Source organism: Comamonas composti DSM 21721, assembly GCF_000429845.1.
Classification (GTDB): domain Bacteria; phylum Pseudomonadota; class Gammaproteobacteria; order Burkholderiales; family Burkholderiaceae_C; genus Comamonas; species Comamonas composti.
This window is the reverse complement of sequence record NZ_AUCQ01000007.1, coordinates 24,637-51,342: the sequence shown is the minus strand read 5'-3', so window position 1 is coordinate 51,342 and position 26,706 is coordinate 24,637. Positions and strand designations below refer to the sequence as shown.

At 62.4% G+C, this 26,706-nt stretch carries 21 protein-coding genes, 3 tRNA genes and 1 pseudogene; 10 read left to right on the top strand and 15 right to left on the bottom strand.

What is annotated here, in order from left to right; translation table 11 throughout:
- Nucleotides 1-153 precede the first annotated feature (153 nt).
- The 3 genes and pseudogenes from cls to G486_RS0106760 all read right to left on the bottom strand — a co-directional run.
- Nucleotides 154-1,620 (bottom strand): cardiolipin synthase, encoded by a 1,467-nt coding sequence (gene cls, locus G486_RS0106775; protein WP_027014860.1) that lies wholly within the window; start codon nucleotides 1,618-1,620, stop codon nucleotides 154-156.
- A gap of 41 nt (nucleotides 1,621-1,661) precedes the next feature.
- The gene (locus G486_RS0106770) at nucleotides 1,662-2,288 is read right to left on the bottom strand and encodes a DUF938 domain-containing protein (protein WP_027014859.1); all 627 of its coding nucleotides are present in this window, start codon (nucleotides 2,286-2,288) and stop codon (nucleotides 1,662-1,664) included.
- Between the two features lie 228 nt (nucleotides 2,289-2,516).
- A pseudogene (locus G486_RS0106760) lies at nucleotides 2,517-2,675 on the bottom strand (IS3 family transposase); the annotation flags it as partial.
- Between the two features lie 123 nt (nucleotides 2,676-2,798).
- On the opposite strand from G486_RS0106760, the gene G486_RS0106755 reads away from it, so the two are divergent.
- The 3 genes from G486_RS0106755 to G486_RS0106745 all read left to right on the top strand — a co-directional run bounded on the left by G486_RS0106755 (nucleotide 2,799) and on the right by G486_RS0106745 (nucleotide 3,119).
- Nucleotides 2,799-2,874 (top strand) — tRNA-Ala (locus G486_RS0106755).
- Between the two features lie 44 nt (nucleotides 2,875-2,918).
- A tRNA-Glu gene (locus G486_RS0106750) sits at nucleotides 2,919-2,994 on the top strand.
- Nucleotides 2,995-3,042: 48 nt separating this feature from the next.
- Nucleotides 3,043-3,119 (top strand) — tRNA-Asp (locus G486_RS0106745).
- A gap of 93 nt (nucleotides 3,120-3,212) precedes the next feature.
- Here the strand turns inward: G486_RS0106745 and G486_RS0106740 are convergent.
- Nucleotides 3,213-4,178, bottom strand: a complete 966-nt coding sequence (locus G486_RS0106740) for an alpha/beta fold hydrolase (protein ID WP_027014857.1) — start codon at nucleotides 4,176-4,178, stop codon at nucleotides 3,213-3,215.
- Nucleotides 4,179-4,553: 375 nt separating this feature from the next.
- Here G486_RS0106740 and G486_RS0106735 point away from each other — a divergent pair, with 375 nt between their 5' ends.
- Nucleotides 4,554-5,474, top strand: coding sequence for a tripartite tricarboxylate transporter substrate-binding protein (locus G486_RS0106735; protein ID WP_051303238.1), 921 nt, complete (start codon nucleotides 4,554-4,556; stop codon nucleotides 5,472-5,474).
- A 270-nt stretch (nucleotides 5,475-5,744) separates the two neighbouring features.
- Here the strand turns inward: G486_RS0106735 and proX (G486_RS0106730) are convergent, their stop codons facing one another.
- From proX (G486_RS0106730) to G486_RS0106710, 5 genes are all read right to left on the bottom strand, one after another.
- A complete protein-coding gene (gene proX, locus G486_RS0106730; RefSeq protein ID WP_051303237.1) occupies nucleotides 5,745-6,800 on the bottom strand; it encodes a glycine betaine/L-proline ABC transporter substrate-binding protein ProX in 1,056 nt (351 codons plus the stop codon).
- A 289-nt stretch (nucleotides 6,801-7,089) separates the two neighbouring features.
- The gene (gene proX / locus G486_RS0106725; RefSeq protein ID WP_027014854.1) at nucleotides 7,090-8,145 is read right to left on the bottom strand and encodes a glycine betaine/L-proline ABC transporter substrate-binding protein ProX; all 1,056 of its coding nucleotides are present in this window, start codon (nucleotides 8,143-8,145) and stop codon (nucleotides 7,090-7,092) included.
- A gap of 80 nt (nucleotides 8,146-8,225) precedes the next feature.
- Nucleotides 8,226-9,398 carry a glycine betaine/L-proline ABC transporter permease ProW gene (proW, locus tag G486_RS0106720; RefSeq protein WP_027014853.1) on the bottom strand — a complete coding sequence of 391 codons (1,173 nt, stop codon included), beginning with the start codon at nucleotides 9,396-9,398 and terminating at the stop codon, nucleotides 8,226-8,228.
- Entirely contained in the window at nucleotides 9,395-10,726 is a 1,332-nt protein-coding gene (proV, locus tag G486_RS0106715) for a glycine betaine/L-proline ABC transporter ATP-binding protein ProV (RefSeq protein ID WP_027014852.1), read from the bottom strand. Before proV ends, proW begins: the two co-directional genes overlap by 4 nt.
- 978 nt (nucleotides 10,727-11,704) lie before the next feature.
- Nucleotides 11,705-13,207 (bottom strand): MFS transporter, encoded by a 1,503-nt coding sequence (locus G486_RS0106710; RefSeq protein WP_051303235.1) that lies wholly within the window; start codon nucleotides 13,205-13,207, stop codon nucleotides 11,705-11,707.
- A gap of 122 nt (nucleotides 13,208-13,329) precedes the next feature.
- On the opposite strand from G486_RS0106710, the gene G486_RS0106705 reads away from it, so the two are divergent.
- Nucleotides 13,330-13,971 carry a TetR/AcrR family transcriptional regulator gene (locus tag G486_RS0106705; protein ID WP_027014850.1) on the top strand — a complete coding sequence of 214 codons (642 nt, stop codon included), beginning with the start codon at nucleotides 13,330-13,332 and terminating at the stop codon, nucleotides 13,969-13,971.
- Nucleotides 13,972-14,005: 34 nt separating this feature from the next.
- On the opposite strand, the gene G486_RS0106700 is transcribed toward G486_RS0106705, so the two are convergent.
- The 6 genes from G486_RS0106700 to G486_RS0106670 form a co-directional block, all read right to left on the bottom strand.
- The gene (locus tag G486_RS0106700) at nucleotides 14,006-15,106 is read right to left on the bottom strand and encodes a hypothetical protein (protein WP_027014849.1); all 1,101 of its coding nucleotides are present in this window, start codon (nucleotides 15,104-15,106) and stop codon (nucleotides 14,006-14,008) included.
- On the bottom strand, nucleotides 15,100-15,924 hold the full coding sequence (locus tag G486_RS0106695) for an ABC transporter ATP-binding protein (protein ID WP_027014848.1): 825 nt from the start codon (nucleotides 15,922-15,924) through the stop codon (nucleotides 15,100-15,102). The genes G486_RS0106700 and G486_RS0106695 overlap by 7 nt, the downstream gene beginning before the upstream one ends.
- A complete protein-coding gene (locus G486_RS0106690) occupies nucleotides 15,921-16,991 on the bottom strand; it encodes a FecCD family ABC transporter permease (protein WP_034386846.1) in 1,071 nt (356 codons plus the stop codon). The genes G486_RS0106695 and G486_RS0106690 overlap by 4 nt, the downstream gene beginning before the upstream one ends.
- A complete protein-coding gene (locus G486_RS0106685) occupies nucleotides 16,988-18,034 on the bottom strand; it encodes an ABC transporter substrate-binding protein (RefSeq protein WP_245587260.1) in 1,047 nt (348 codons plus the stop codon). The genes G486_RS0106690 and G486_RS0106685 overlap by 4 nt, the downstream gene beginning before the upstream one ends.
- Before the next feature lie 110 nt (nucleotides 18,035-18,144).
- Nucleotides 18,145-20,250 (bottom strand): TonB-dependent siderophore receptor, encoded by a 2,106-nt coding sequence (locus G486_RS0106680; protein WP_245587259.1) that lies wholly within the window; start codon nucleotides 20,248-20,250, stop codon nucleotides 18,145-18,147.
- A gap of 554 nt (nucleotides 20,251-20,804) precedes the next feature.
- Nucleotides 20,805-21,563 (bottom strand): 3-hydroxyacyl-CoA dehydrogenase, encoded by a 759-nt coding sequence (locus G486_RS0106670; RefSeq protein WP_027014843.1) that lies wholly within the window; start codon nucleotides 21,561-21,563, stop codon nucleotides 20,805-20,807.
- Nucleotides 21,564-21,779: 216 nt separating this feature from the next.
- On the opposite strand from G486_RS0106670, the gene G486_RS0106665 reads away from it, so the two are divergent.
- The 5 genes from G486_RS0106665 to G486_RS0106645 all read left to right on the top strand — a co-directional run bounded on the left by G486_RS0106665 (nucleotide 21,780) and on the right by G486_RS0106645 (nucleotide 26,579).
- The gene (locus G486_RS0106665; RefSeq protein ID WP_027014842.1) at nucleotides 21,780-22,427 is read left to right on the top strand and encodes a PepSY-associated TM helix domain-containing protein; all 648 of its coding nucleotides are present in this window, start codon (nucleotides 21,780-21,782) and stop codon (nucleotides 22,425-22,427) included.
- A gap of 25 nt (nucleotides 22,428-22,452) precedes the next feature.
- Entirely contained in the window at nucleotides 22,453-22,974 is a 522-nt protein-coding gene (locus G486_RS0106660; protein WP_027014841.1) for a DUF2271 domain-containing protein, read from the top strand.
- Between the two features lie 173 nt (nucleotides 22,975-23,147).
- Nucleotides 23,148-23,951 (top strand): DUF4198 domain-containing protein, encoded by an 804-nt coding sequence (locus tag G486_RS0106655; protein ID WP_027014840.1) that lies wholly within the window; start codon nucleotides 23,148-23,150, stop codon nucleotides 23,949-23,951.
- Between the two features lie 89 nt (nucleotides 23,952-24,040).
- Nucleotides 24,041-25,171, top strand: a complete 1,131-nt coding sequence (locus G486_RS0106650; protein ID WP_034386842.1) for an FAD:protein FMN transferase — start codon at nucleotides 24,041-24,043, stop codon at nucleotides 25,169-25,171.
- Nucleotides 25,172-25,196: 25 nt separating this feature from the next.
- Complete coding sequence (locus tag G486_RS0106645; protein ID WP_027014838.1) at nucleotides 25,197-26,579, top strand: sulfite reductase subunit alpha; 1,383 nt, start codon at nucleotides 25,197-25,199, stop codon at nucleotides 26,577-26,579.
- The last annotated feature ends 127 nt before the right edge of the window (nucleotides 26,580-26,706 follow it).

Here is a 26,706-nt window from a genome sequence, read left to right as displayed (position 1 = left end):
GTTAGACCTGTTTCAGGTCGAATCCGGGCAAGCCGCTTGCAGACTGGATGAGGTCTCTTTTCAAGAGCCGTTGCTGCAGTTCAAGGCCCCAGGATTACAAGGGATTTGCTTGCCGAAATGCGAGGCTGGGAGCCCCTGCATTCGGGGGCGGGGCTAGAGCACGGGGCTGAGCGTGGCCAGCAGGTTGTGCCAGATGCGCTTGCTCCAGCGCCAGGCCAGCACCTGCTCCATGGTGATGGTGTCGGCCGCATCGGCATAGGCCTGCTGGCGTGCGCGTATGGCGGCGGTGAGGGCGCGGTCGTGCAGCAGCACATTGCTCTCGAAGTTGAGATCGAAGCTGCGCAGGTCCAGATTGGTCGAGCCCACGAGGGCCACCTCCCCATCCACGCACAAGGTCTTGGCATGCAGCAGGCCAGGGCGGAATTCGAGAATGCCCACGCCTGCGGCCAGCAGTCGGCGGTAGTTGCTTCGACTGGCCGCGCCCACGATCCAGGAGTCGTTGCGTGCGGGCACGATGAGGGTTACGGCGACGCCGCGCAGGGCCGTGGCGCACAGGGCTTCGAGGACTGTGGCGTCGGGCACGAAGTAGGGCGTGGAGATCACGACTTCGTGGCGTGCGCTGGCCAGCAGCGTGGAGACCAGGTGCGGTGTCGAGCGGCGGCGCTCGTTCGGCCCTTCGGCAATGGCCAGGGCCGCAAAGCCCGCTTTGCCGGCGAGATCGGCCGGGGGCAGCAAAGGGGCAAGGCTCTTGCCGCTGGCCTGGCGCCAATCGCTCGCAAAGATCATCTGCATCTGCGCGACCACAGGGCCTTGCAGGCGCAGCATGATGTCCACCCAGGGGGCGTATCGGGCCTTGACGGCAAATGCCTCGTCGGCACAGTTCTGGCTGCCGCAATAACCGGTTGTGCCGTCTATCACGGTGATCTTGCGGTGGTTGCGCAAATCGATGCGGCTGGTGAGTATGACCTTGAGAGGCCGGTTCACGGGCAGGGCCACGGCGAGTTGGACGCCCGCCTGCTGCATCTGCTGCCACAGCGGCGAGCCTATGAGGGCACGCGAGCCCAGGCCGTCCACCATGGCCCGGCAGGTCACGCCGCGCCGGGCGGCCCGCATCAAGGCCTGGGCAAGGGCGGTGCCGGTTTCGTCGTCCAGCCAGATGTAATAGAGCACATGGATTTCGCTGCAGGCCGCATCCATGTCGGCCAGCATGCGTGCCCGCGCCTGGTTGCCGTCGCGCATCAACTGGGCATGATTGCCCGTGGTCACGGCGAAGCCATTGATGGAGGATGCGTAGTCAAACGCCGGTTGCCACTGTGCGTTCACGGCCGGTGCCGCTTCGACGCCTTGGGCCAGGAATGGAATCCAGGCCTGGCGCGCGGGCAGATGCCGGCGCACAAAGGCGGCGACACCGGGATAGCGCTTGTGCTGTCTGTCGCTCCCCAGCCGTCCGAGGGCAGCCTCGCCGAACAGGTAATACAGCACGCAGCCCGCATAAGGCACGAGCACCATCACCGTGAGCCAGCCCATGCGTACATCGGGGCGAAGATCATCGCGCAGCAGGATGCGCAGGCTGAAGCCTGAGATCAGCAGCACATGCAGAAAGAGCAAAAGCCAGGTCATGCAAACAGGGAAGAGGTGAGAGCCGCAAAGTCCCAACCGTATCAGACGCCCTGGCGGACAAACACCAGCAAGCGATTGTTGGCAGGCATGGCATGGTCGGCTTCCAGGGCCAGGCCATGGTTTCGTGCCAGGGACTGGACCGTCTCGAAGTCGCGCAGGCCGCTGCGTGCATCGCGCTCGCGCAGCCACAGGTCGAAGGCGCGGTTGCTGTCGCTGGTGTAGTTGCCGCCGTAGTTGAACGGACCGTAGAGCGCAAATTTGCCACCCGCAGGCAGATGGGCGCCGAGCAGTGCAAACATGCGCTGCACCAGCGACCAGGCCACGATATGGGCGGTATTGCTGGAGAAGGCGGCATCAAATGCGCCCTCCCGGGTTTGCGGCCAGCCATCGGCCTGCAGGTCAAGGCGTAGCGGGAGGCGCAGATTGGGAGCTGGTCGGGACGCATGCCAGGCCGCAATGCCTGCATGGTTCTCGGTGAGGTCGCTGGTCTGCCAGATCAGGTGCGGCAGGCGCGGCGCGAAGTACACGCTGTGCTGGCCTGTGCCCGAGCCTATCTCCAGCACATGGCGCAATCCGGCGAACGCTGTCTGCAGGACTTCAAGAATGGGCGCGCGGTTGTTTTCGCAGGCCTGGGAAAAGGGCAGCGCAGGGCGTGGAGGCTGGGGCATGGGTTACAAGGAGAAAGGGCGCGGGCTCGAAAGACAGGACTGGAGATTCAGGGCCTGTCCCATTGGGCCAGGTGCAGCAGGACGCCCGAGAGGTCCCAGACATGGGTGACCAGGGCGCCATAGGGCTCATGCCTGGGTGCGGCCACACGTGCCGGCGCAAAGCGTCCGTCTTGCAGCAGTCTTGCAATGTGATCTTGCCCCTGTTTTGTGTAGCTCTTAGCCCATGATCTACGCGGCCTTTTTACGCTGTGCCTCGTACCAGCGTTGCTCGTACTGCATAGGACTGAGATAGCCCAGCGCCGAATGCAGCCTGCGGTGATTGTAGAAGGCCATCCAGTCCATCACCGCCTTCCTGGCCTGCTCTCGGGTCGCAAACTTCTGCCCGTGTCTGGCTTGTGAGGCCTCTGTGCCGCTCGGCATATCATCGGATTTGTTTTTTGACGATTGGTCTGTGCTACAATTTTTGGATCGCAGCAAGCAGGGCATGTGAATGCTAGGCTTGATGTGAAAGGGGGTATAGCTCAGCTGGGAGAGCGCTTGCATGGCATGCAAGAGGTCATCGGTTCGATCCCGTTTACCTCCACCAAAATTGAGACGGCGAGCTGCAAGGCTCGCATCGTTCTAGGAATTGACCCTATCGTCTAGAGGCCTAGGACACTACCCTTTCACGGTAGGTACCGGGGTTCGAATCCCCGTAGGGTCGCCAAGTTTGAAGCGCTTGATGCTATGAAGATAGCTGCAAAGCTTCCTGCCAGGAGTGGTAGTTCAGTTGGTTAGAATACCGGCCTGTCACGCCGGGGGTCGCGGGTTCGAGTCCCGTCCACTCCGCCAGTTTTGAAAGCCGCATTCATTCGTGGATGCGGCTTTTTGTTTTTGCTGAGCAGCCTGCTCCGGCATTTTGCTTGCCAGAGCAGGTCAAGAGACTCAGGTCGAAGTTGCGAATTTTTCTATGAGAGCTGCCACGGCTGCGGGCTGATCGTGATGGAGCATGTGGGCAGCATCCTGCACTACGGCAACCTGGCAGCGGTGCACCTGCTTGAGCCGCTCATGGTACTGCTCCAGGCCGTAGCGGCCTTTCCACCACTGGCCCATGCTGTCGTCGCTGGCTTCCACAGCAAGAACCGGGGCCGTGATCGCGCGGTACAAGGCCAGGGTTTCATCCAGGCGGTAGAGCTGGGCGCTGCTTACCTTGTGTGCTGCATCGCCTTGAATCTCCCAGCGGCCCTGGGCATTGGGGGCCGCCCAGCGCTCTGCGAGCCACAAGGCCTTGTCCTGAGGCAGACGGCGGTTGGTCTTCATCAGGCGCTGAGCCACGGCGTGCAGGCTGTCATAGCTTTTGAGCGTGATCTCTCCGCTCCCAAGCTTTCTGATTTCATCCATCCATTGCGCGTAGCGCGCCGGAGCCTGCTCGGGTCGGGTGGCGGGCAGGCCGAAGCCTTCGAGGTTGACCAGGGTACGGATGCGCCCGGGCCTGGCCCCTGCATACATCATGGCCACATTGCCTCCCATGCTGTGCCCTACCAGGTCCACGGGCTGTTCCCCTGCCACGACATCGAGCAGTTGGTCCAGATCCGCGAGATAGTCGGCGAAGTCATGGCGGTCGCAAGGTCCGGGCATACGGCTGCGCCCAAAGCCGCGCCAGTCGGGGGCGATGATGAGGCGCGAGTCTGCAAAGCCTGCGCTTAGCGCATCGACCACGAACTGATAAGAGGCGCCGATGTCCATCCAGCCGTGCAGCAGTACAAGCGGTACTGCGGGGCCGGGCTGTCCCCAGCTCAGCACATGGTAGGAAAGCGTACGGATCGGGATCTGGCGTGAACTTGCAAAGCGGGTTGGGACATAGGCATCCACAGCTTTGCTCGGGAGGGGAGAAGGGGCTTCTTGCAGCATGGGTGCATTATTCCGGGCTGTTGCCCAGCAGCAGTCAGCCACGGGACAGAGTCAGGGTTTTCGCCAGGGACTGTATGGCCTGCGCGCATTTTGAGTGAAGCCGGCTGAAATCCGGCTTGCCTGGGGTTTGAACAAAGAGCGGCTCTCCCTCTTCACTTTGGCGAGATCCGTATCACTCTTGGCGGTCGAACAACTGACGAGCAGGGTTTAATTTGACACAATGCAGAACATTTGAAACAAATAATGACATTTTTTCGGGTGGCAGGGCTGGTACACGGCCTTCCATGGCTGCCAAGGACTTGGTGTCTGGGACGAGAGATGGATCTACAGCGTAGAAATTTACTGGCATGGAGTGCGGCAGCAGGTTCAGCTTGGATGCTGCCGGGTCTGTCATCTGCCCAGCCCCGTTATCCATCTCAGCCCATCAGTCTGGTGGCTCCGTTTGCGCGGGGTGGTGTGCTGGATGGGTTCTCGCAGATGCTGGCCGGGCAGTTGAGCCTTGAGCTTGGTCAGCCGGTGCTTGTGTCCTACCGAGATGGCGCTTGCGGGACGCTGGGGGCAAAGTATGTGGCCAAGGCTGCGGCCGATGGCTATACCTTGCTGCTGGGGGCCGTACACCACGCAGTGGCTCAGTCCCTGAATGCGCAGCTTGGTTACGACATCCGGGAGATGACGCCCGTGGGCTATGTGGGGCGAGTGAGTCATGTCCTCATCGTCAGCAACTCTTTCGAGGCCGGCAGTGTCATTGAGCTCATTGCCTTGCTCAAGACCCAGCCCGACAGGTACAGCTATGCATCGCTGGGGGTGAGCAGCATGCAGCACATGATGGCCGAGCAGTTCAGGTGCACGACCGGCACCCGGGTAAAGCATGTGGTCTACGAAGGCTCGAGTCAGGCCCTGGAGGATCTGGCGGCAGGTCGCACGCATCTGATGTTCGAGCCTGTGCCCTCGGCCCTGCCTTATATCAGGCAGGGCAGGGTACGGGCCATTGCCGTGACCTCTGCGTCGCGCACCCGCGCTTTGCCCGAGGTGCCAACGGTGGCAGAAGCCGGCTCTGCTGGATATGGAGCAGCCTGCTGGCTTGGACTGTTTGCCCCCGACAAGCTATCGCAGTCCGTGGTGCTCAGGCTCAATCAGGCCTTGAACCGGGCTTTCAGCAATCCGGGGTTCACCGAGGGCTGGCTCATGCTTGGGGCAGAGCCGGGGGGCGGATCGCCCAAGGCCCTGGCCCGAATGGTTGCCAGCGAGGTCGCGCGCTGGGCCATGGTGGCCGATCAGGCCGGCATCTCGATTTGAGCCGCGTCATACCGGATCAGCTTCTGTGTTCATGACTGCCAAAGCGCCGGTTTGTGCGGCATGGCGATGATGGCCGGCTTTCAACTCGATAGCTTCTTGCATCGCATGCGCTGAAGCGGTCGGGGCCCAGGGTGATGCAAATGCGCCCCGGGTTGAGCGAGCAGCCATGAAAGCGTGGCCGGGCGTGTATCTCGGCCGCTGTGCGGCTCACGCCCAGTAACCAAGATGCCGCCACAGTGCTGTCGGTAGCTGGCAGGGGGCGTTGCGGCCTTAGCGGGCTGCGGCGCGGGCTTGTTCGAGCCAGCCGTCAAAGGTTTTTTGATGAGCCTTGATCCAGCTGTTTACATGGCGCTCCACGTCGGCAGGCTTGTTCTGGCCTTCATGCATGAGCCGGTTCTGCATGCTGATGTCGCCAATGGGCAGTTGCATGATCTCGAACAGCTTGGCCGCAGCAGGATGCTTTTCGACCCAGCTCTTGTTGGCCACGATGTACTCGTTGTTCAGTGGAAAACCGTAGTTTTTGCCATTCGCCAGCTTGGTATCTGTACCTGTCTGCAGACCGGGCATGGCCGAGAAGGGGACCTGAAGCCAGATCACATCCTTGCCCTGTTGCAGCACATTGCTGAGCCAGTAGGGCGTCCAGGCGTAATAGAGCACGGGCTTGCCTTGCTTGAACCGGGTCAGGGTATCTGCGATGAGTGCCGGGTAGTTGCCCTGGGTGTAGTTCACGGTGGCGCGCAGTCCGAAAGTATCCAGCTGGTGATCGATCACGGCTTCGCCGCCCCAGCCTGCGCTAGCTCCGATGAGGTTGGCCTTGCCGTCTCCGTCAGTGTCGAACAGCTTGGCCAGTTTGGGGTCCTTGAGTTGCCCGAGGTTGGTGATCTGGTATTGATCAGCCGTCTTTTTGTCGATCATGTAGCCCTGCACGGCTCCGGCAGAGTAGACGCCCTTGCGCGAGAGCTTGGCATCACCACCTGCGGTCTTGTAGAACTCCGAGTGGTGAGGATTCCAGTGATTGGCCATGAAGGTGGCATCGCCGCGGGCAACGGCGACGTGGGCCAGTGGATATTCGAGCTCTTCCACAGGCTTGACCTCATAGCCCAGCTTCTCCAGCGCCTTGACCACGAGCTGGGTCTGAAAGCTTTCCTCGATCAAGGCGCTCTTGACCGGAATGACGCTCACGCCCTTGCCTGGAAGCTGTGCATCCGACGCCGCCAGCGCGGGCAGGCTTGCTGTGCAAAGCAGGGCTGCGGCAATGGTGCCAAGCAGACTCCTGCGGCTTGCAGAATGCTGATGTTGGGCGGTGAGGTAGAAGATTTTATTCATGTCTTGTCTTATCTGCATGGGCCATCGCAGGGCGAGCGCCTTGCGGGCGGCCCTTGTTCTCCACGCATGCGCCCCTGTCCCTGGGCGCACGTGCCATCCTGGTTTGCAGGAAGGCAGGGGTAAAACGCCGGAACCGCATCCGCGTCTGGGGCGCGAATGCGGCTGCGGCGGTGATGTGGCAAGCCTTTGTTGCCGGGGCTCAGGCTTGCCGCTCGCGCATCCTGGTCATGCGCAGCTTGCGCAGACTAGAGCGGCGCAGGCCGTGACCAGTGTCTTGCGCAAGGTCCGGTCAGGACTTGGCGGCTGCTGCCCTGGCCTGGTCGATCCAGCTGTCAAAGGTCTGCTGGTGAGCCTTGATCCAGCCGTTCACATGGCGCTCTATGTCGGAGCTCTTGTTCTGGCCCTGGTTCATCAAACTGTTCTGGGCATTGATGTCGGCCACTGGCAAGTGCATGAGCTCGAAGAGCTTGGCTGCATCGGGATGCTTGTCGGTAAAGGCCTTGTTGGCCACGATGTGCTGCTTGTTGACCACAAAGCCGTAGTTCTTGCCATTGGGCAGCTTGGTGTCGAGCTTGGATTGCTCGCCAGGCAGGGAGGAGAACGGCACCTCGAGCCAGACCACATCCTTGCCGGGCTTGAGCACGTTGCTCACCCAGTAGGGTGTCCAGGTGTAGTAGAAGATGGGCTTGCCGGATTTGTAGCGTGTGATGGTGTCGGCGATCAGGGCTGAATAAGTGCCCTGTTTGTGGGTCACCGTATCGCGCAGCTTGTAGGCTGTGAGCTGGTGCTCGATCACGGACTCGCAGCCCCAGCCGGGGTTGCAGCCCGTGAGGTCGGCCTTGCCATCGCCATCGGTATCGAATAGTTTGGCGATCTTGGGATCCTTGAACTGCTCGATGTTGGTGATCTTGTAGGCCTCGGCCGTCTTCTTGTCGATCAGATAGCCTTGGGCTGCGTTGTCCGAATACACGCCCTTGCGATAGAACTTGGCGTCTCCACCGGAGTTCTTGTAATAGTCTGCATGCAGAGGGTTCCAGTGCGTGGCCAGAAAGGTGGCGTCCCCATTGGCAACAGCCGTATGAGCGGTCGGGTACTCGACCTCCTTGAAGGGCTGTACGTCGTAGCCCAACTGCTCCAGAGCTTTCATGACCAGCAGGGTCTGGAAGGTTTCCTCGGCAATCGAGCTCTTGAGCGGCAGGACTTTGACGCCCTTGCCTGGGAGCTGGTCTGCGGCCATGGCGCTGGCGCCGGCCAGGGCCATGGCCGCGGTTGCAGCCGTGGTACGCAGCCAGCGGGCCAGGGCGGGCTGGCGTTGCTGGAAATGTGGGTTCAAGGTTTGGGTCATGCTTGCGTTCCTCCTTGGTGAAGTAAAACAGTGGGCGTCTTGCCTTGCAGGGCAGACGCCTCGTCGTCACAAACTGCGGCTTAGCCGCCGTTTTTCTGTGCGGGCTTGGCGCCCAGCAGGCGGGTCAGGCAGCCTACGGGGCCGCCATGCCACCAATGCAGGCCGCCGCGGCGCTGCTGGCCCATGGCCTGGGTGATGCGGTCCAGCACAATGGCCAGCAGCACGATTCCCAGACCGCCTACGGTGGCCAGGCCCATGTCCAGGCGCCCAATCCCGCGCAAGACCATCTGTCCAAGGCCGCCTACGGCAATCATGGAGGCGATGACCACCATCGACAGGGACAGCATCAAAGCCTGGTTGACGCCGGCCATGATGGAGGGCAGGGCCAGCGGCAGTTGCACCTTCCAGAGCAGTTGCCAGGTCGAGGCACCGTAGGCGCGGCTGGCTTCGATGAGGTCAGGCCGGACCTGGCGTATGCCCAGATTGGTCAGGCGTATCAGCGGAGGCAGGGCGAACACGATGGTCACGATGACGCCTGGCACATTGCCAATGCCGAAGAGCATGACCACGGGCACCAGGTAGACAAAGGCCGGCGTGGTCTGCATGGCATCAAGCACGGGGCGCATCCAGCGTTCGGCCCGTTCGCTGGATGCCAGCAAGATGCCTACAGGTAGACCGATGATCAGGCAGAAGACCAGCGAGGTCAGTACCAGGGCCAGAGTCACCATGGCTTCGGACCAGATGCCCAGCGCGGCCACGGCCAGCAGGGAGATGGCTGTGCCCAAGGCCAGGGCCCGGCCTGCGAATTGCCAGGCGACGAGCGCAAGAATCACGATCAGCACGGGCCAGGGAATGGCCTGAAGCATGTCTGTGACGCCGGTCAGCGTGCCGTCGATGGGCGCACGCACGGCCTGGAAGAAAGGGCGGAAGTTCGTGACTACCCAGTCCAGGCCCTGGTTGATCCAGGATTGCACGGGCAGGCCTTCGGTACTGATCTGCTGCCACAGGCTGCTCAAGCCATCGCCAGCGGGGTCGGGGCTGGAGGCCGCGCCCAGCCAGTCACTGCCGGCTGCATCGGCGCTGCTGGCGGAGCCCCAGGGGTCCTGGGTTGCATCACTTGCGGTTGCGCTGGTCGCGCCCCAGGGGTCCTGGCTGGCCTCGGCTGTGGCCGCAGTCTGGCCGCCAGCATCGGCCCAGGGGTCGGTGCCAGCGGTTGCATCCATGTTGTCGGGAATGTTGTTGTTCTCGTTCATCGTGCATCTCCTGCTTGCTGTTCTGCACTGGGTGCGCTGGGGCTTGGGCCCAGTGTGGGCTGATCGGCCGAGGCGGGGAAGTGCGGATTGAGCGTGATGGCCGGCGTGGTTTTTTGCGGCGGCGGAACAGGAGGGGTGTCGCGGTCGAGAAAGCGCAGCATGGTGGTGCGGCTGACCACGCCCAGAAAGCGTCCTTCCTCGTCGCTGACGGGCAGGGCGCATGGCGCTGCGGCAGCACGTCCATAGAGGTCGGCCACGGGTGTGGATGCCTCCAGCGCCTGCACATCGGCAAGAAAGGCATGGCGCAGACCCAGGGGCCCGGCGTGGTCGCGCAGCGCCTGCTGCAGCGAATCGGAGGAGACCACGCCCAGATACTGGCGGTGAGCGGTGACCACATAGGCGTAGTCGCGATCCAGGTCCTCAAGCAGGCGCAGCGCTGCACGGCAGCCACGGTCACTGTGTTCGGACACCACGGTCAGGGCCTGGCGCGCAATGTCGCCAGCCTTGAATACCGAGGCAGCATCCACGCCGCGCACAAAGCTGCGCACATAGTCGTTCGCAGGCTCGCGCAGGATCTCGTCGGGTGTGCCCACCTGTACGACCTGGCCGTCCTTCATGATGGCGATGCGGTCGCCGATGCGCATGGCTTCGTCCAGATCATGGGAGATGAAGACGATGGTGCGACGCTTGATCTGCTGCAGCCTCAGCAGTTCGGACTGCATCTCGGTGCGAATGATGGGGTCAAGCGCCGAGAAGGCCTCGTCCATGAGAAGAATCGAGGGGTCCGATGCCAGGGCCCTGGCCAGGCCCACGCGCTGCTGCATGCCGCCTGAGAGTTCGTCGGGATAGCTTGCGCCCCAGGCGCCAAGACCCACTTGCTCAAGCGCTGCCTGGGCATGCTGCTCACGCTCGGATCTGGCAACGCCGGCGAGCTCCAGGCCAAAGGCCGTGTTGTCCAGCACGCTCATGTGCGGCATGAGGGCGAACGACTGGAAGACCATGGAAATATCCTTGCGACGCAAGGCGCGCAGCTCTCGCTCGCTCAAGGCATTGATGTCTTCTCCATTCACCAGAATCCGCCCGCTGGTGGGCTCGATCAGGCGATTGAGCATGCGCACCAGCGTGGATTTGCCCGAGCCCGACAAGCCCATGACGACGAAGATCTCGCCAGCCTCTATGTTGAAGTGGGCATCGAACACACCAATCGACTGACCGGTGCGCTCCAGGATTTCCTGCTTGCTACGGCCTTGGCGCACCAACTCGAGTGCGACCTTGGGCTCGTTGCCGAAGACTTTGAATACATGATCTATATCGATCCGCTTGGCCACTGTGGCGTTCTCCTTTTGAAGAGGTGATACACAGACAGGCTCCCCGGAAAAAGGGGGCCGGCGCACAAGCCGGATTCAAGCCCTGATGCTTTTCAAGCGACAAGGCGCAAAGGCTTGTGGTCACAAATTACACGGGTACGAAGAGCACCCGAGACAGCTCGAATGGCACGCGGGGCGTTGCGCAAGAGCCTTGGGGTGGGAGCACTGTCGCAGCACGGCGTACAGCTTCCCTGGTTGGCATTGCGGCCATGCAATCCATGCCGTGCAATACCTGAATGTCTGGACCGGATTCAGTCCCGGATGACGAAAGTGCGGCATAGCGCAGACATTCGCCGGAGGGGATTGAAGGCCGTTTTGTGTGACGGCCATACCCTGCGGAGCAGGTTGTAAGAAAGATTAAATTATATAAACCCAAGGTTTTTCATGCAAAAGTGCATGAAGAGAATGCAGGCTTTTTTGCGATTTTTCATGCTGTCTGGTTGATTCAATGGCCGTTTTTTGCAATCAAATTAATAGCTTTAAGCGCTTTATAGGTAAGCGTTTGATCGGGTTTTTATTGTTTTTTTGATCAGCGTCAGTTTGAGGTCAGCTTGGGGCGGTTTTTGCCATCGGGTCGCCCAAAGGTAAAAAGAGGCTCTCTTGGAGGGCAGAGCTCACACGAACGTGGGCAAACGTGAAGAGCGATAAAAGACCATGCAGCCGAAGTCGGGCCATGTTCGGCAGTGATCGAAAGCTGGGATGAGTTGTTGACCAAGCCCCTGAGCGGCCTGGCCAATGCGCCATTCGCCGGCTCTTCGAATGGCGCATTGACATGCGTTGCCGGCCATGGATTCGAAGACTGGATAGGGATCGAGGCCAGCCTGCCGCAGCGATGTGCTTGGCCAGAGTGGGCGAAGGACGGTCCGGGCGGCATGAGCCAAGCTCAGGGCGGTGCCGGTCACTGCGACGCGTGCAAAAGCACGCGCGCAGGAGTCTGTGTCAGGCGGCCCGTTTCATGGACATCAGCAATGCTGTGGCCATCCCGCAGACCAAGGCTGCAACCAGCATCGCGATTTGGAAACCGCTGCCAAGAGAACTTGCGTACAAGGCCGAGAGAGATTCAGGCACCACGTGGTGTGTGATCGCCTGGTTGGCCAAGTCTGCTGCGCCTGCCACATCTTGCAGCTCTGGCGAGCTCGCCATCACCTGTATGGCCCTGTGGGTCATCAATGCCCCCAGCAGGGCAATACCCACCGTCATGCCCATTTGGCGCAAGGCGTTGAGCATGGCTGAGACCATGCCTGCACGTGCGGGCGGTGCACTCTCCATGACTGCCACTCCCGTGGCCGGGACGGCCAGCCCAACCCCGAGTCCCATCAGAACAAAAAGGGCTCCGACAACGGCATACGGTGTGGAAGTCGTGAAAAGCGCCATGGCGGCCATGGACAGCGAGGTCAGCGCATACCCTGTCACCATGAGCCGGTGCAAAGAAAACCGGGCACTCAGCTTGCCGAAAAGCACCGAGGTCAAGCCCGTGACCACAAAGAGCGGCATCATCCGCCAGCCCGCCTCCACCGGTGACCAGCTCTGCACACCTTGCAAGAAGATGGAGAAAAAGAACAGGCTGCTGTAGTAGGAGAAGCCCAGCACGAACGATGCCAGATTCGTCAACGCCAGTTGGGGTTGGCGAAACATTTCCAAAGGCACCAGCGGACGCTTTACCTTCAGCTCGGTAAACACAAACAGAACGGCGGCCAGCAATGCCAGGCCCAGCGCTGCCATGGCAGGTGCGGCCGTGAAACTGGACTCTCCCGCTTCAATCAGCCCATATGTCAAAGTCCCGAGGAAAAGCACACTCAGCAACTGCCCTGCTGGGTCCAGCGCGGCCTCTTGGGGGTGTTTGCGCTCGGTAATCCCCCACAGTCCCAATGCAACCGTCAGCACGCCCAGGGGGAGGTTGATGAGAAATATGCTGTGCCATGTCCAGAAATGCAGCAACACCCCTCCCAGCAATGGCCCCAGCACCAGCGCCAGCGCACTGAAGGCAGACCAGCCACCGATGACATGGGCCCGCTGCTTGGGGTCGGGATAGGCATGCGCCAGGATGGGCAAGGCACCCGGTATGACCAGTGCTCCGGCCAGGCCCTGAAGTGCCCGGCCCGCCAGCAACGGGTTGAGTGAGGACGCCGCAGCACACAGCGCAGAACCTATGGTGAACAGCACAACGCCGCAAATCCAGGCGCGCTTATGCCCATAGCGATCCGCCACCGGCCCGGCTGAAAGCATGAAGGCCGACAGGCAAATGGCATAGGCGTTCACCACCCACTGCAGCCCGGCGATATCGGTGTGCAAGGCTTGCTGCAATGTGGGAAGCGCGACGTTGACGATGCTGATGTCGAGCGTGGCCAGAAAAGTACCCAGATAGGCCGCAGCAACAGCACAGCGGCGTTTGAAGACCTGCTGGTCTGTGAACCTAAGAGAATCGATGGAAGAGGAAGTCATACCCCATCTTATTTTTCGACCGACCGTCGGTCAATAAATAAGATGCAAAGTCACTTCCGGCTTTGCGGTTGCCGTTCCTTTAGACTGGCCCCTGCTTGCCCATACCCAGATCAATTGACGCGATGAAAGAAAAAACGCCTGCCAGGGACTCCACAGCCAAGCGCCCGGGTCGCCCCAGAACCAAGCCAGCCGAGGTACGTCTGGAAGAGCTGATGGCGGCAGCCGAAAAGCTCTTCCTGGAAAAAGGGGTCGAGGCCACGACGATCAGCGACATCGTCGAATCGGCGCAGGTCGCCAAAGGCACCTTCTACCATTATTTCTCGGCCAAGACCGACATGCTGGAGGCATTGGGCAAGCGCTATACAGAGCACTTCATGGCCAGCCTCGAACAGGCCATGTCTGCTTGCGCAGCTGATGACTGGGTCGGCCGGCTGCAGGTCTGGGTCTATGCCAATGTCGAGACCTATGTGAAGACCTATCGCATCCACGACATCGTCTACACCAACCACCACCACCATGACCGCGCCAACCAGGCCAAGAATGCCATCCTGGACCAGTTGCTGGAGATCATTGATGGTGGTTGCCGGGCCGGTGTCTGGTCACCGCCCGTGCCCAGGGTGGTGGCCCTGCTGATCTACTCGGGTGTACACGGCGCAACCGACGATGTCATCGCTGCCAAAACAAAGAACATCAAACCCTTTGCGCGCAGCGTCTCTGCAGCATGTCTTCAGATGTTGAATCCGACAAAAAAGGCTGGGGCATAGGCCCAGACCTTCACTTGTCCATGGCTGAGTCCCGTCAGAGGATAAAGGCCGGGCGTGCGCCGACCGAGGTGCTGGCATGCCCGCGGGGATGGCTGAGGCATAGCGTCCGCTGGCCTGCCATGGCGCCCGAATACCAGGCCCCGCCGCTGAGGAAGATGCGCTCGCCATAGTTGCGCAGATACACCTGCTCGGCGCTCCCGGTACGGGCATGGGGCGCCAGACCCAGCATGGCCAGGCGCTGGAAAGCGCCAAAGGCATCGGCACGCATGGCGTCAAAAGCGGCGTCCAGCAGACCTGGGCTGTTGGCATTGCTGCCAGCCATGCCATTGCGGTTCCCGATTTTCTCTGCCCAAACGGGAAGCCCTGCATTGCCATCCTTGCGGTCCGTAGGTGCATCGAGCTTGGCCGTGCCCACGGTGCCAGGCTCCACCAGCGCGCCATCACTGAGGCAGATGGCCTTCCAGTGCCTGGAGTCTGCGGATGCGCTGGCATGCACGGCGTTGTTGTCCGGTATCACCTGCACCTCACCGTCCACAAGGCGCAGGCCGGTCTGCCACTCCCAGAGGTTGCCGGTGAGGTCGGCAATGCCGTGCGGCGAATGGTCATGGCGCCAGCTGTACGGACCGGAACCGGTCAGCACAGCGGGCTCGCCACCGTCCAGGCCGCAAGCCCCGCCATCGATACGAACGCCCTTCTCTCCAGGCGCTTGCGCATCTTGGCCGAACTGGGTGTTGCCGTGCGATGCACAGCCTTGCGCATGGCTCCACAGCATCAGCGCTGCACGCTCGGCATTGCTGCTCAAATGCCAGCCCTGGCCGCAGGCACGCGCTGCCTGCCAGGCCATGTCGAAATCTAGGCGGCAGGCCGCAGGCATATCCGGCAGGCTCAGCAATTCGCCATCGCTCAGTGTTCCGGCATAGCTTCCATAGAAAAATTCGCGCTTTTCATGGCCGTCGACGATGAAGGCCGGGTGCAGGCCCTGGCCCAGTCCCGGTGCGATGTCTTCCAGCCGCCAACCCGGCACGATGTTCATGTGGCTGGGCTGGCCCTTGGCGGTGTAGAGAACGGTTTGTTTGCCGCCCGAGGCCTTTTCTATGCGTGCGCGCAAGGCGTCTTTGGCGATGATGGTCAGCATGGCTGCTCCTCTGGTGTTGTCCTTGTCCATGCGGCGTTGCGGCGCAGCGATTGATCCACCATCACATGCCACAACCCCTGGGAACATTGCTCCACGCGGGCCTGCACGCCATACACGCGGGCCAGCAACTGCGGCGTGAGGACTTGGTTTGGCGCACCACTGGCAAGCACGGAGCCGTTGTGCAGCACCACCACCTGGTCCGCAAAGCGCAGGGCATGGTCTATGTCATGGATGGCCATCACAACGCACATGGCGTTTTGCCGAGCCTGGCCTCTCAGCAGCTCCAGCACCTCGAACTTGCGCTGCAGATCCAGGGCACTGGTGGGCTCGTCCAGCAGCAAGACGCGTGGCTGGCGCACCAGGGCTTGTGCAATGGACACCAGTTGGCGCTGCCCTCCGCTGAGCGCGCTCAGCTCGCGGTCTGCCAGCCCGTCGATTTGCAGGGTCGCCAGAATCTGGGTCACGGCATCGAGCTCGCCGTTGGACACAGACCAGCCTCCTGCTGCCTGCTTGCCTGCCAGCAAGACCGCCTCGAAAACGCGCAGCGATGAGCGCATCGAGTAGTCCTGCGGCACATGTGCCGGCCGGTTGGGGTGATGGGCAGGCCAGTGCGCCAGGGGCTGGCCGTCCACGCGGACCACGCCATGGCCTTGCAGCTCGCCGGCCAGACACCGCAACAGCGTGGATTTTCCCGCCGCATTGGAGCCCAACAAGGCCGTGACGCTGCCTGCACGCAGCGGGCCGAAGCTGATGTCGTTGAGGACCTTGCGGGTGCCAAACGACACAGACACGGCAGCTATCTCCAGCATGTCTTTCATCGTGTGCGCGTCCTCAAAATCAAGATGAAAAACAAAGGCACGCCCACCAGCGAGGTGACGATGCCAATCGGCAGCGTCTGCCCGGGCAGCAGGGATTTGCTCAAAACGGAAGCGGCGGACAGCATGGCCGCACCGCACAGGGCCGAGGCCGGAAGCAGATAACGCTGGTCTTCCCCTATCAGCATGCGTGCGACATGGGGCCCCACCAGCCCCACAAAGCCTATGGTGCCCACAAAAGACACGCACACCGATGCCAGCAGACTCCCCAGCAAAATGCCTTGCAGGCGAAGGCGGTCCACAGGAACGCCCAGGCTGCTGGCGCGGGCCTCTCCCAGTCGCAAAGCCGTCATGGCCCAGGCCTGTTTGGCAAAAGCCAGCCACACCAGCACGAGGACGGCACCCATGATGCCGAGCTTGAGCCAGTTGCTGCGCGAGAGACTGCCCATGGTCCAGAAGACCACGGCAGACAGCGCCTGGTCCGGTGCCACGTATTGCAGGGCCTCAAGCAGCGCACCAAAGGTGAAAACCAGGGTGGTGCCGAGCAGCACAATCATTTCGGTGGTGATGCCGCGGCGCCGGCTCATGCGGTGGATAAAAAGCGCTGCAGCCATGGACACCAAAAAGGCGTTGGCGGGAATGGCAAAAGCCACGGCAGCTGCGGGCAGAATGCTCACGCCCAACACCAGCCCTATGGCTGCACCAAAGCTTGCGGCTGCGGAAAGGCCCAAGGTGAAAGGGCTGGCCAGCGGGTTGTTCAGCACCGTCTGCATTTGCACGCCTGCAATCGCCAGGCTGGCGCCAACCACCAGGGCAGACAGCGCCACGGGCAGCCGGATATCCCACAGGATGACGTGGATGGCGGGTGCCGCATCGCTATCCCACAGTGCGCGCAGTATCTGACCTGGTGCGTACAAGGCTTGGCCCAGCGACAGGTCCAGCACAAAACAGGCAATGGTGAGCAAGGCCATCACCCACAGCATGAGGCTGCGTTTGCGTGAAAGCCGCTGATAGAAATGCCGGCCGTTCTCGAGCATCGAGGGGTCGGCATGCGAAGGGGTCGAGGTCATGTGGAGGGGTTCAGACTGAGCCAATAGCCGGGCTGGTAGGGGATGGGGAGAAAGCGCTGGTGCAGCTCGCGAAAAGTCGCGTCCGGATCCAGATCGTGAAAAAGATCGGGATGCAGCCACTTGGCAATCTGCTGCAGCGCGATGAAGTAATAGGGGTTGTCGTAGAACGGATGCCAGATGGCATGGACCCGCCCTGTATGCACGGCACGCAGCGATCGATAGGCAGGCCTCTTCATCAGGCGGCGCAAGCTGGCCTGGCCTGCTGCGGGGTCCGAGCCGGGCCCCAGGTCCACCCAGTCGCCCACGGGGGAATACAGCTTCCAGTTGGCGCCGGTGACCAGGATGACATCGGGGTCGGCTGCGATCACCTGTTCGGGATGCAGGGTGCCGAAGGTCCCGTGCAACACCTGGCTGCCCAGATTGGTTCCGCCAGCCGCAGCCACCAGTTCGCCGAAATTCCCATTGCCATAGGAGAGACAGCAATCGTCATAAAGCCCTGCCGCTCTTTCCAGCATCACCAATGGTCTGTGTTTCAGTCTCTGCAGCCGCTGCGTGACGCGCAGCGTTTGCGCCTGCCGAAAGCGCAGAAAGTCCGCAGCCCGCTCCGGGCGGCCCATGATCTGGCCCATGATGTCGATGCTGCGTGTGGTGTTCTCGAACATGCGGGTGCGGAAATCGACAAAGACCACCGGAACGCCCACCTGCGACAGCCGCGCCAACAGGCCGGAGGATTCGGCTGCCGACCTGGAGCTCAGATTCAAGACCACCACGTCGGGCTCCAGCGAAATCGCCAGCTCGATATCGATGGCACCCACGGTCGAGCCCCTGAAGGTCGGTATGCGGTCGATAGAGGGAAACCTTTGGCGATAGGCCGTATAGCCACCCAGATCGGCAGAGCGAAAGTTATCCCCCCAACCCACCACAGAGCTGAAGGGATCCCCGTTGCCAAGCAGAGCCACCACATAGGCCAGTGGGCCGTCGCCCAGCACCATACGCCGTACCGGTGTGCGCAGCGTCAACACCCTGCCGGCGATGTCGGTCACGCTGGTGCTGTGTGCCCCAGCCTGCGCAGGAACAACGCCAGCCAGGGCACTCAGCCCCGCAGCCCATGCGCCTTGCAGCAGCGTTCGGCGGTGATTGCGGCTCGCTTGCATCACCAGCGGAACCTGGCCGTGGCCGTGATCGTGCGGTCTTGCCCTATGAAGCAGGACAGTTGCGAGCCGCAACTGGCGATGTACTGCTTGTTGGCCAGATTGCTGACATTGATGGCAAGCGATACGCCATGGAGGTCGCGGCTGAGGTGACCCAGGTCGTAGCTGAAGGCCAGATCAACGAGCGTGACCGAGGGCACGGTGAAGGTGTTCATCGGATTGCCGAAGCTGCTGCCCAGGTAGCGGGCACCGGCGCCCACACGCAGGCCGCTGAGCCAGCCCGATGCCACGCGGTAGTCCAGCCACAAGGCGCCACTGTGTCGGGGTGTCTGGGCCTGACTTTTGCCCTGGTAGTTGGCATCGCTGACCAGCACGTTGTCGAGATAGGAGTAGCTCGCCAGCAGGTTCAGATTGCGGACGATTTCCGCGCTGGCCTGCAAATCCAGCCCGCGCGAGCGCACCTCGCCGGACTGCGTCCAAAAGCCCAGATTGCGCGTGTCCGCCGTCTTGACGTTGGTCTGGTTGATCTGGAAGACGGCCGCCGAGAGCAAGGTTTTGGAGCCGGCCGGGTGGTATTTCACACCGGCTTCGTACTGCGTGGTCTCGGTGGGCGCAAAGGCTCGGCCGTGGACGTCATTACCCAGCACCGGGTCGAACGAAGTGGCATAGCTCAGATAAGGTGCCACGCCGCTGTCGAACAGATAGTTCAGCCCCAGGCGGCCACTCCACTTGCTGTCCTTTTGCTGGCTGTTATTCCACTTGGGTGAGTAGCTGCGGGACTGGTCGTCGGTTTTGGACCAGTCATGGCGCGCGTTGAGGGTCAGGCGCCAGCGCTCATAGGCCATCTGATCCTGGGCGTAAATCCCCACCCGCTCGAACTGCTGGCGCACGTTGTACGGCGTCGCAGACATGCTGTGGCTGAAGTCCGGCACGGCAACGGGGCGGTAATTGGTCGGATCGTAGGGGTCAAAGGCCACGGGGTCCATGCGGTAGGAATCGCTGCGCATGGAGCCTCTTGCGTAATCCACGCCCGCCAGCACGGTGTGGCGTGTGCTGCCCAGCTCGAAGGTTTTGGTGACATGGTTGTCGGTGGAGAAAGTGTTGGAGCTGGCCGGCGCCAGCCCATACGTGCCCTGCAGCCACAAATGCCCGCCACGGTCCTCGTACGCATAAATCGATGTGCGCTGGATGTCCGAGTTGATATACATATAGCGGGAATTGCTGGTGAACTTCCAGCCATTGCCGAACTGGTGCTCGAACAGCGAGCTGACCGAGTTCTGCTTGCGGCTCGAATCCTGGAAATCCATGTTGGTGTAATTGCGCCGGCGATTGATTGGCGCAAAAGGGCTGTTGTCCAGGCCCACGGCTGCAGCGGGCAGGCTGTTGTAGTCCGGGATTTCAGGCTCGCGCGAGTGGGTGGCCAGCAGCGTCCATGACGTGGAAGTGTTCGGGCGCCAGGTCAGTGCCGGTGCGATGTAGATGCGCTGGTGCTTCACATCCTCGACCTGCCCTTCAGAGTCCAGGCCTGTCGCGGTGAAGCGGTAGAGCAAGCTGCCGTCGGCATTGGCTGGGCCGGTGGTGTCTATGCCGAGCATGCGCCGCCCGAAATTACCGAGCTGCATGATGACCTCGTTCGAGGCCTCGGCCTGCGGGCGGCGGCTGACCTGGTTGACGATGCCCCCGCCCGTTCCTTGCCCATACAGTGCGGCAGAGGGGCCTCGCAGCACCTCGATGCGCTCCAGAGAAAAGGGATCGATCTGCGGCGTCCATGTCGAGACATTGCTGATGATGCGCAGCCCATCGAGGTAGTAGTCGGCATCGAAGCCGCGGATGCGCGTCAAATCCAGCTGGCCGCCAAAACCGCCGTATTTCTCACTGACGGCTCCGCCCGTGTAGCGCAATGCCTCGCTGCTGCTCAGCGGCTGCAGCACTTCCATTTGCTCACGTGTCACCACCGAGATCGACTGCGGTGTCTCCAGTATGGGGGTGTCGGTCTTGGTGCCTGCGGTGGACTGCTCGGCCACATAGCCATGCACGGCTCCATTGCCCTGGTCTGCGGACGATCCCCCGGTCACTGTGACGGTTGGGAGTGCAGCGGTGTCTGCCACCCCAGCGGCTGCATGGGCTTGCAAAGGCCCAAGAAGCATCAGAGAGGTTGCAATGGCAATGTGGATCTGAGAACGGTTCGCCGGAGGTGTGCGGCGGAAAGGGGTGGAGTGGCGAGGCATTGCGGCTCTGGAGATGAGTTTTGTCAAAGAGGGCTGCATCATATTTAACGACCGACCGTCGGTCAATAAAAATGATTGTTATTCCCATGATGAGATGCGGGGGGATGCGGGCAGGGCCGCAGATCGCAGAGCGGTCCTGGGCCTGCTCACCGAACTGGAGGAGGATGGTGTGGGATCAGAGCCTGTTCAAGCTCTCCACGCTGGCGTGCCGCGAGGAGATCTTGAACACGCTCTCAGGCGCTGGCCCTGGCGTGTAGCGGGCTTGGCCGAAGAAGGCTTGTCGGCATGCGCGGGAGGGCTGGCCGTGTGCAGCACAGCATGCTGAAGCCGTGTGAGAGGTGGGGCGATGATGGCGTGGCTATGGCCGTGCTGAGCCGTCGCCATGTGCTTGAAGGCTGGAATCCCTGCGCGGGCAGGCGCAGGGATGGCAGGTTTTAGCGTGGTGCCAGGCGAATTGCGCCATCCAGGCGGATGACCTCGCCGTTGAGCATGTCGTTTTCCAGAATGTGCTTGACCAGCTTGGCATAGTCGGCCGGTGTGCCCAGGCGGCTGGGGAAGGGCACGCCAGCGGCCAATGCGTCCTGTACTTCCTGGGGCATGCCGAACAGCATGGGCGTGCCGAAGATGCCGGGCGCAATCGTCATGTTGCGGATGCCGCTGCGCGCCAGATCGCGTGCAATGGGCAGGGTCATGCCGACCACACCGCCCTTGGAAGCGGCATAGGCGGCCTGGCCTATCTGGCCGTCGTAGGCGGCCACGCTGGCTGTGGAGATGAGCACGCCGCGCTCGCCCGTGGCTTCGGGTTCATTGGCCGACATGGCCGCAGCTGCGAGGCGGATCATGTTGAAGCTGCCAATCAGGTTCACGGTAATCGTCTTCGAATACAGCGCAAGATTGTGGGCGCCGTTCTTGCCCACGGTCTTTTCGGCTGGGGCGATGCCGGCGCAGTTGACGAGGCCGGCGAGCTTGCCCAGGCTGCAGGCCTTGTCCACCACGGCCTGGCCGTCGGCTTCCTGGCTCACATCGCAGCGCACAAAGGCGCCGTCAATCTCCTTGGCCACGGCCTCACCCTTGTCGACCTGCATGTCGGCAATCACCACCTTGCCGCCTTCGGCAGCCAGCATGCGCGCCGTGCCTTCGCCCAGCCCCGAGGCGCCGCCCGTGACGATGAATACCCTGTCCTTGATCTGCATGAAAGTCTCCTTGTTTACGTTGACGTAAACGTCAATTATGCATGCTCGCATGTTGGAGCTCCCAGGCGTGGAAGGAGAAGGCTGAAGCTGTCTCTTGTTTATGCAAGGTAAAGAGTTTGCAAATGAGACTGGTTTTCATTTGGGTGCTCTACAATTGCGGCTTTTGTGGCCCAGGGCCTCAGGCACTGTCGTCGAAGGCAGTGCCTTTTCTGTTGCATGACTCAAGCTGCTTCCACTTCCTCCCGCCGGGCCTATTGGCTCAAGACCCTGCATGAATGGCACTGGGTGAGCTCGGCCGTCTGCCTGGTCGGCATGCTGCTGTTCGCGCTCACCGGGTTTACGTTGAACCACGCGGGGCAGATCGAGGCCAAGCCCGAAGTCGTGGCCCGCGAAGGCCGGTTGCCCGAGCCTTTGCTCAAGCTGCTGCAGCCACAGGATCAGGAGGAGAGCGGGCAGAACACACCGGGTCGGGCCTTGCCCCAGGCCGTGCAGGAATGGGCACGTGCCGAATTTGGCGCCGATGTGCGCGGACACGAAGTCGAATGGAGCGAGGACGAGGCCTATGTGGCCATGCCCAGGCCCGGTGGTGATGCCTGGCTGCGCCTGAGCCTGCTCGATGGTCAGGCCGAGTTTGAATCCACGGACCGGGGCTGGATCTCCTATTTCAACGACTTGCACAAGGGCCGCCATGCTGGTGCGGCCTGGGGCCTGTTCATCGATATTTTTGCGCTCGCCTGTCTGGTGTTCTGCCTGACGGGGCTGTTCATTCTGCAAATGCATGCGGGCCGTCGGCCCATGACCTGGCCCATGGTGGGGCTGGGCCTGTTGATTCCTGCCTTGCTGGCGCTATTGCTGGTGCATTGAGTGCCGGCCACTTCCTAGGAGTTTCATGACTACAACCGTTTTGCGCTTTGGTGCCGCCTTGGGCGCTGTCGTCGGTCTGCCGGCCGTGGCTGCCGGCCTGCAGGTGGGCGTGGAGGTGCCGCGTCTCGACGTGGCCGAATATCACCGCCCCTATGTGGCCGTATGGCTGGAACGTGCCGACAGCAGCGTGGCCGCGAACCTGTCGGTCTGGTATGACGTGAAGATGCGCAACGCCGAGGGTGCGAAATGGCTCAAGGACATGCGCCAGTGGTGGCGCCGCACGGGCCGTGAGCTCAGCCTGCCCATGGATGGCGTCACCCAGCCCACGCGCCCCGCAGGCAGGCATCAGCTGAGCTTTACCGAAGGCCGCAATCCACTGGCTCAGCTGCCCCCGGGTCAGTACAAGCTGCAGGTCGAGGCCGCACGTGAAGTGGGCGGGCGGGAGCTGGTAAGCATTCCCTTCGAGTGGCCGGTCAAGCAGGCCGCGCAACTGTCGGCCAAGGGCAAGAGCGAGCTTGGCGAGATCACGCTCGAACTCAAGCCCTGAAGCACCGCCCTGCAGTTGCCAGAAGCGGCAGCTGTTGGTGCAGGTCCGCGCTGCAGGACGGCCCGGCATCCGGGCTCTGGGCTGTGCGAGCTGCATGCGCCGTGCGTGTGGCGTGAGCCTGACGAAATCCACGGCATCCAGATACTTATTCGATTACTTCCAAGGAGAGACCCATGTTTTCTGTGACCCGCATAGCCGCCGCGCTGACGCTTGCCTGCGCAACCCTGGGGGCGCATGCCCACAACGTGTGGATGAAGCCTTCCAGCACGGTGCTGTCCAAGGCCGACTGGGTCACGGTGGATGCCGCCGTATCCAACGACCTGTTCTTCTTCAACCATCGCCCGCTGGCGCTGGACAATCTGCGCATCACCGCGCCCGATGGCAGTGCCGTGGCGGCGCAGAACCAGGCCAAGGGCGAGCTGCGCAGTGTGTTCGATCTCAAGCCCGAGAAGCCCGGAACCTATCAGCTGGCCATCGTCAGCCATGGCTTCACTGGCATGTTCAAGGACGCTGCGGGCCAGAACAAGCGCCTGCGCGCGGCATCGGCCGAGGAGCTGTCCAAGCAGATACCGTCCGACGCCAAGGACGTGCGCATCAACGAAAGCCTGAGCCGCGTGGAGACTTTCGTCTCCCTGGGCAAGCCGTCTGCATGGAAGCTCAGCGGCAAGGGCCTGGAGCTGGCACCCGTCAGCCATCCCAACGACCTGGTCGTGGGCGAGGAAGCCAGCTTTGCCATGCATGTGGATGGCAAGCCTGCGGCGAACGTCGAAGTCGTGCTCGTGCTCGATGGCAAGCGCTACCGCGATGCCGTGGACGAGATCAAGCTGATGACCGATGCCAAGGGCCAGTTCAAGATCAAGTTCCCGGCAGCCGGCCTGTACTGGCTGGACGCCGATGCCCAGGACAGCAAGACCACATCCTCGCTGGCCAAGGAGCGCCGTCTGGCCTATGTGGCCACGCTGGAAGTCCTGCCCTGATCAAAAAACAAGCCAAAAGTGCCTCAACCGCACACTGGACAAGCGCTACCAGCTATGAAATCACGAGTGACCTCGAAAGTGATCAAGGCATGAGCCAGTCCATACGCATACGTTATGACGCCAGTGTCTGGCGTCTGCCCGGCAGCACCCCGTCCGGGGATTCGGCCCGGGCCGCAGTCGTGGCCCAGGGCTTTGCCGCTCAGGCCTGGCCCCGGCTGCACATGCAGCACAGGGATGACGCGCGCCTGCACAGCCTGGGTGGCGCGACCATGGGCACGAGCTGGTCGCTCAAGCTGGCCAACCCGGGCTATGCACAGCTGGAGCCCGTGCAGGCACTGGTCGAGGGCACGCTGGCCGAGGTCATTGCCCAGATGAGCAACTGGGAGCCGGATTCGGCCATCACGCGCTTCAACCGCTCGGCAGCCGGAAGCTGGCATGAACTACCGGTGCAGTTTGCCGAGGTGCTCGACGCTGCCCTGCAATGGGCACGCGCATGCGGCGGTGCCTGGGATCCCGCTCTGGGTGCGCTGGTTTCGCTCTGGGGCTTCGGGCCCAGGCCCGAGCCCCTGGCCGCGCACAGCGGCATCAGCCCTGCGCAGGCCGACATAGACCAGGCCCTGGCCGTCAGCGGTCATGAGCGCCTGCAATGGCAACCGCAGAGCCGGAGACTGCGCCAGCCCGGCGGCCTGCAACTCGATCTGAGCGGCATTGCCAAGGGCTTTGCCGTGGACTGGGTCGCGCAGCGGCTGCAGCAGGCAGGCTGGGATGGCGGCTTGCTGGAAATCGGCGGGGAGCTCAAGGCCTGGGGGAAGCGCCCCGATGGCCGCGCATGGCGTGTGGCGGTGGCGGGGCTGGCTGGCGACCTTCAGGGCGCAGGCCGACCCCTGACGGTCGAGTTGGGCGAGGGCGCTCTGGCGACCTCGGGCGATCACTGGCATGTGTTCACCGAAGGGGGCAAGCGCTACTCGCATACGCTGGACCCGCGCAGCGGCCGGCCCGTGGCCCATGCGCTGTCCAGCGTGACCGTGTGCCATACGCAATGCATGCATGCCGATGCGCTGGCCACGGTGCTCACGGTGCTGGGGCCGCAGGCCGGATGGGACTTTGCTCTGGCGAGGGGACTCGCCGCCGTGTTCCATGAGCACGAGGATGCGGCAAGTCAGCCGGCCTTGAGGCGCTGCACCCCGGCCTGGCAGGAGCTGCACAACACAATGGAGTAGGCCGGGCCTGCTGCGGATACACAAGATGGATTGGATACTCAGCTCGGCCCGGGTGGGCGCAGCCCTGGCCCTGATGGCGGCCTATGTGGCCCTGTGCGCGGGCATTGCCTGGCGCCAGCGCCAGCGCAGCCAGGCGGCCCGGCGCGAACAGCAGCAACTGCAGGCCGGCAGTGGTCACGGCCCTGCGGTGCTCGTGGCCTATGCCAGCCAGACCGGGCAGGCCGAAGCCCTGGCCCATGAAAGTGCACGCGTGCTGCACGAAGCGGGCTGCGCCGTGCGCCTGATGAGCCTGCAGGAGATCACGCAAGCCGACCTCAGGGCCTGCGCTCACAGTCTGTGGGTGGTCGCCACCTGCGGCGAAGGCGATGCCCCTGATCAGGCTCTGGGCTTTGTGCGCCGCATGCTGGACAAGCCCCTGGACCTGGAGGGCCACGAAGCGCATGTGCTGGCCCTGGGCGACAGGGAATATGTGCAGTTCTGTGCGTTTGGCCTGCGCGTGCAGGCATGGCTTGAGGCCCAGAAGGCACAGACGGCCATGCTGTGCATGAGCAATATGGACGAGGCCGTCCTGCGCAGTTGGCGCGAGGCTGTGGGCGGCCTGGTGCAGCGCCTGACAGGCCGGCAGGCCGATGCCTGGACCGAGCCCGAGCCCGAGCGGCTCTGGGTGTTGCAGCGCAGACAGCGCCTGAACCCGGGCAGCCAGGGCGGGGCAGTCTACCTGCTCGACTGGGTCCCGGAGAGCGGCGCGCTGCCGACCTGGGAATCGGGCGACCTGGTCTCCTTGTGCGTGGAGTCCGACCCCGAGCGCCCGCGTGATTATTCGATTGCGAACGTCAGCAGCGATGGCTGCCTGCAACTGCTGGTCAGGCAAAGCACGCGCGCGGATGGCACGCCGGGCCTGGCCTCGGACTGGCTGTGCACGGGCCTGGAGGAGGGCGGGCGGCTGGCGCTGCGCCTGCGTGCGCACAGCGGATTTAGGCTGGGCGACAACGCTCACCGACCCTTGATCCTCATCGGCAACGGCACGGGCCTGGCAGGACTGTGCAGCCATATCAAGGCCCGTGTTGCCCGAGGCTGCGCCGATCAATGGCTGGTGTTTGGCGAGCGCCATCCCGAGCACGATGCCTTGCTGGATGCGCAGTTGCAGCAGTGGCTGGCCCAGGGGCAGCTCGCCAGGCTGGACCGCGCCTGGTCGCGCCATGCGCAAACCCCCGGCTATGTGCAGCATGTGCTGGCGGCCGAAGCCGGGCGGCTCAAATCCTGGGTGGAGCGCGGCGCTGCGATCTATGTCTGCGGCAGCCAGCAAGGCATGGCTCAGGCCGTGGACCAGTTGCTGCGGGAGCTGCTGGGAAGCGAGCCGCTTGATGCGCTTGCCTTGCAAGGACGCTACAGGCGCGATGTGTATTGATTTTTTTTGATAGCAATCTGTTTTTATTTGAAAAAGAAAACAAGAGTGATTCGTGTTTGTATATGATTTGAACATCCGGTCACCAGTAACGCATAACAAAGCATTTCAAAGCGATACGCCAAACCGA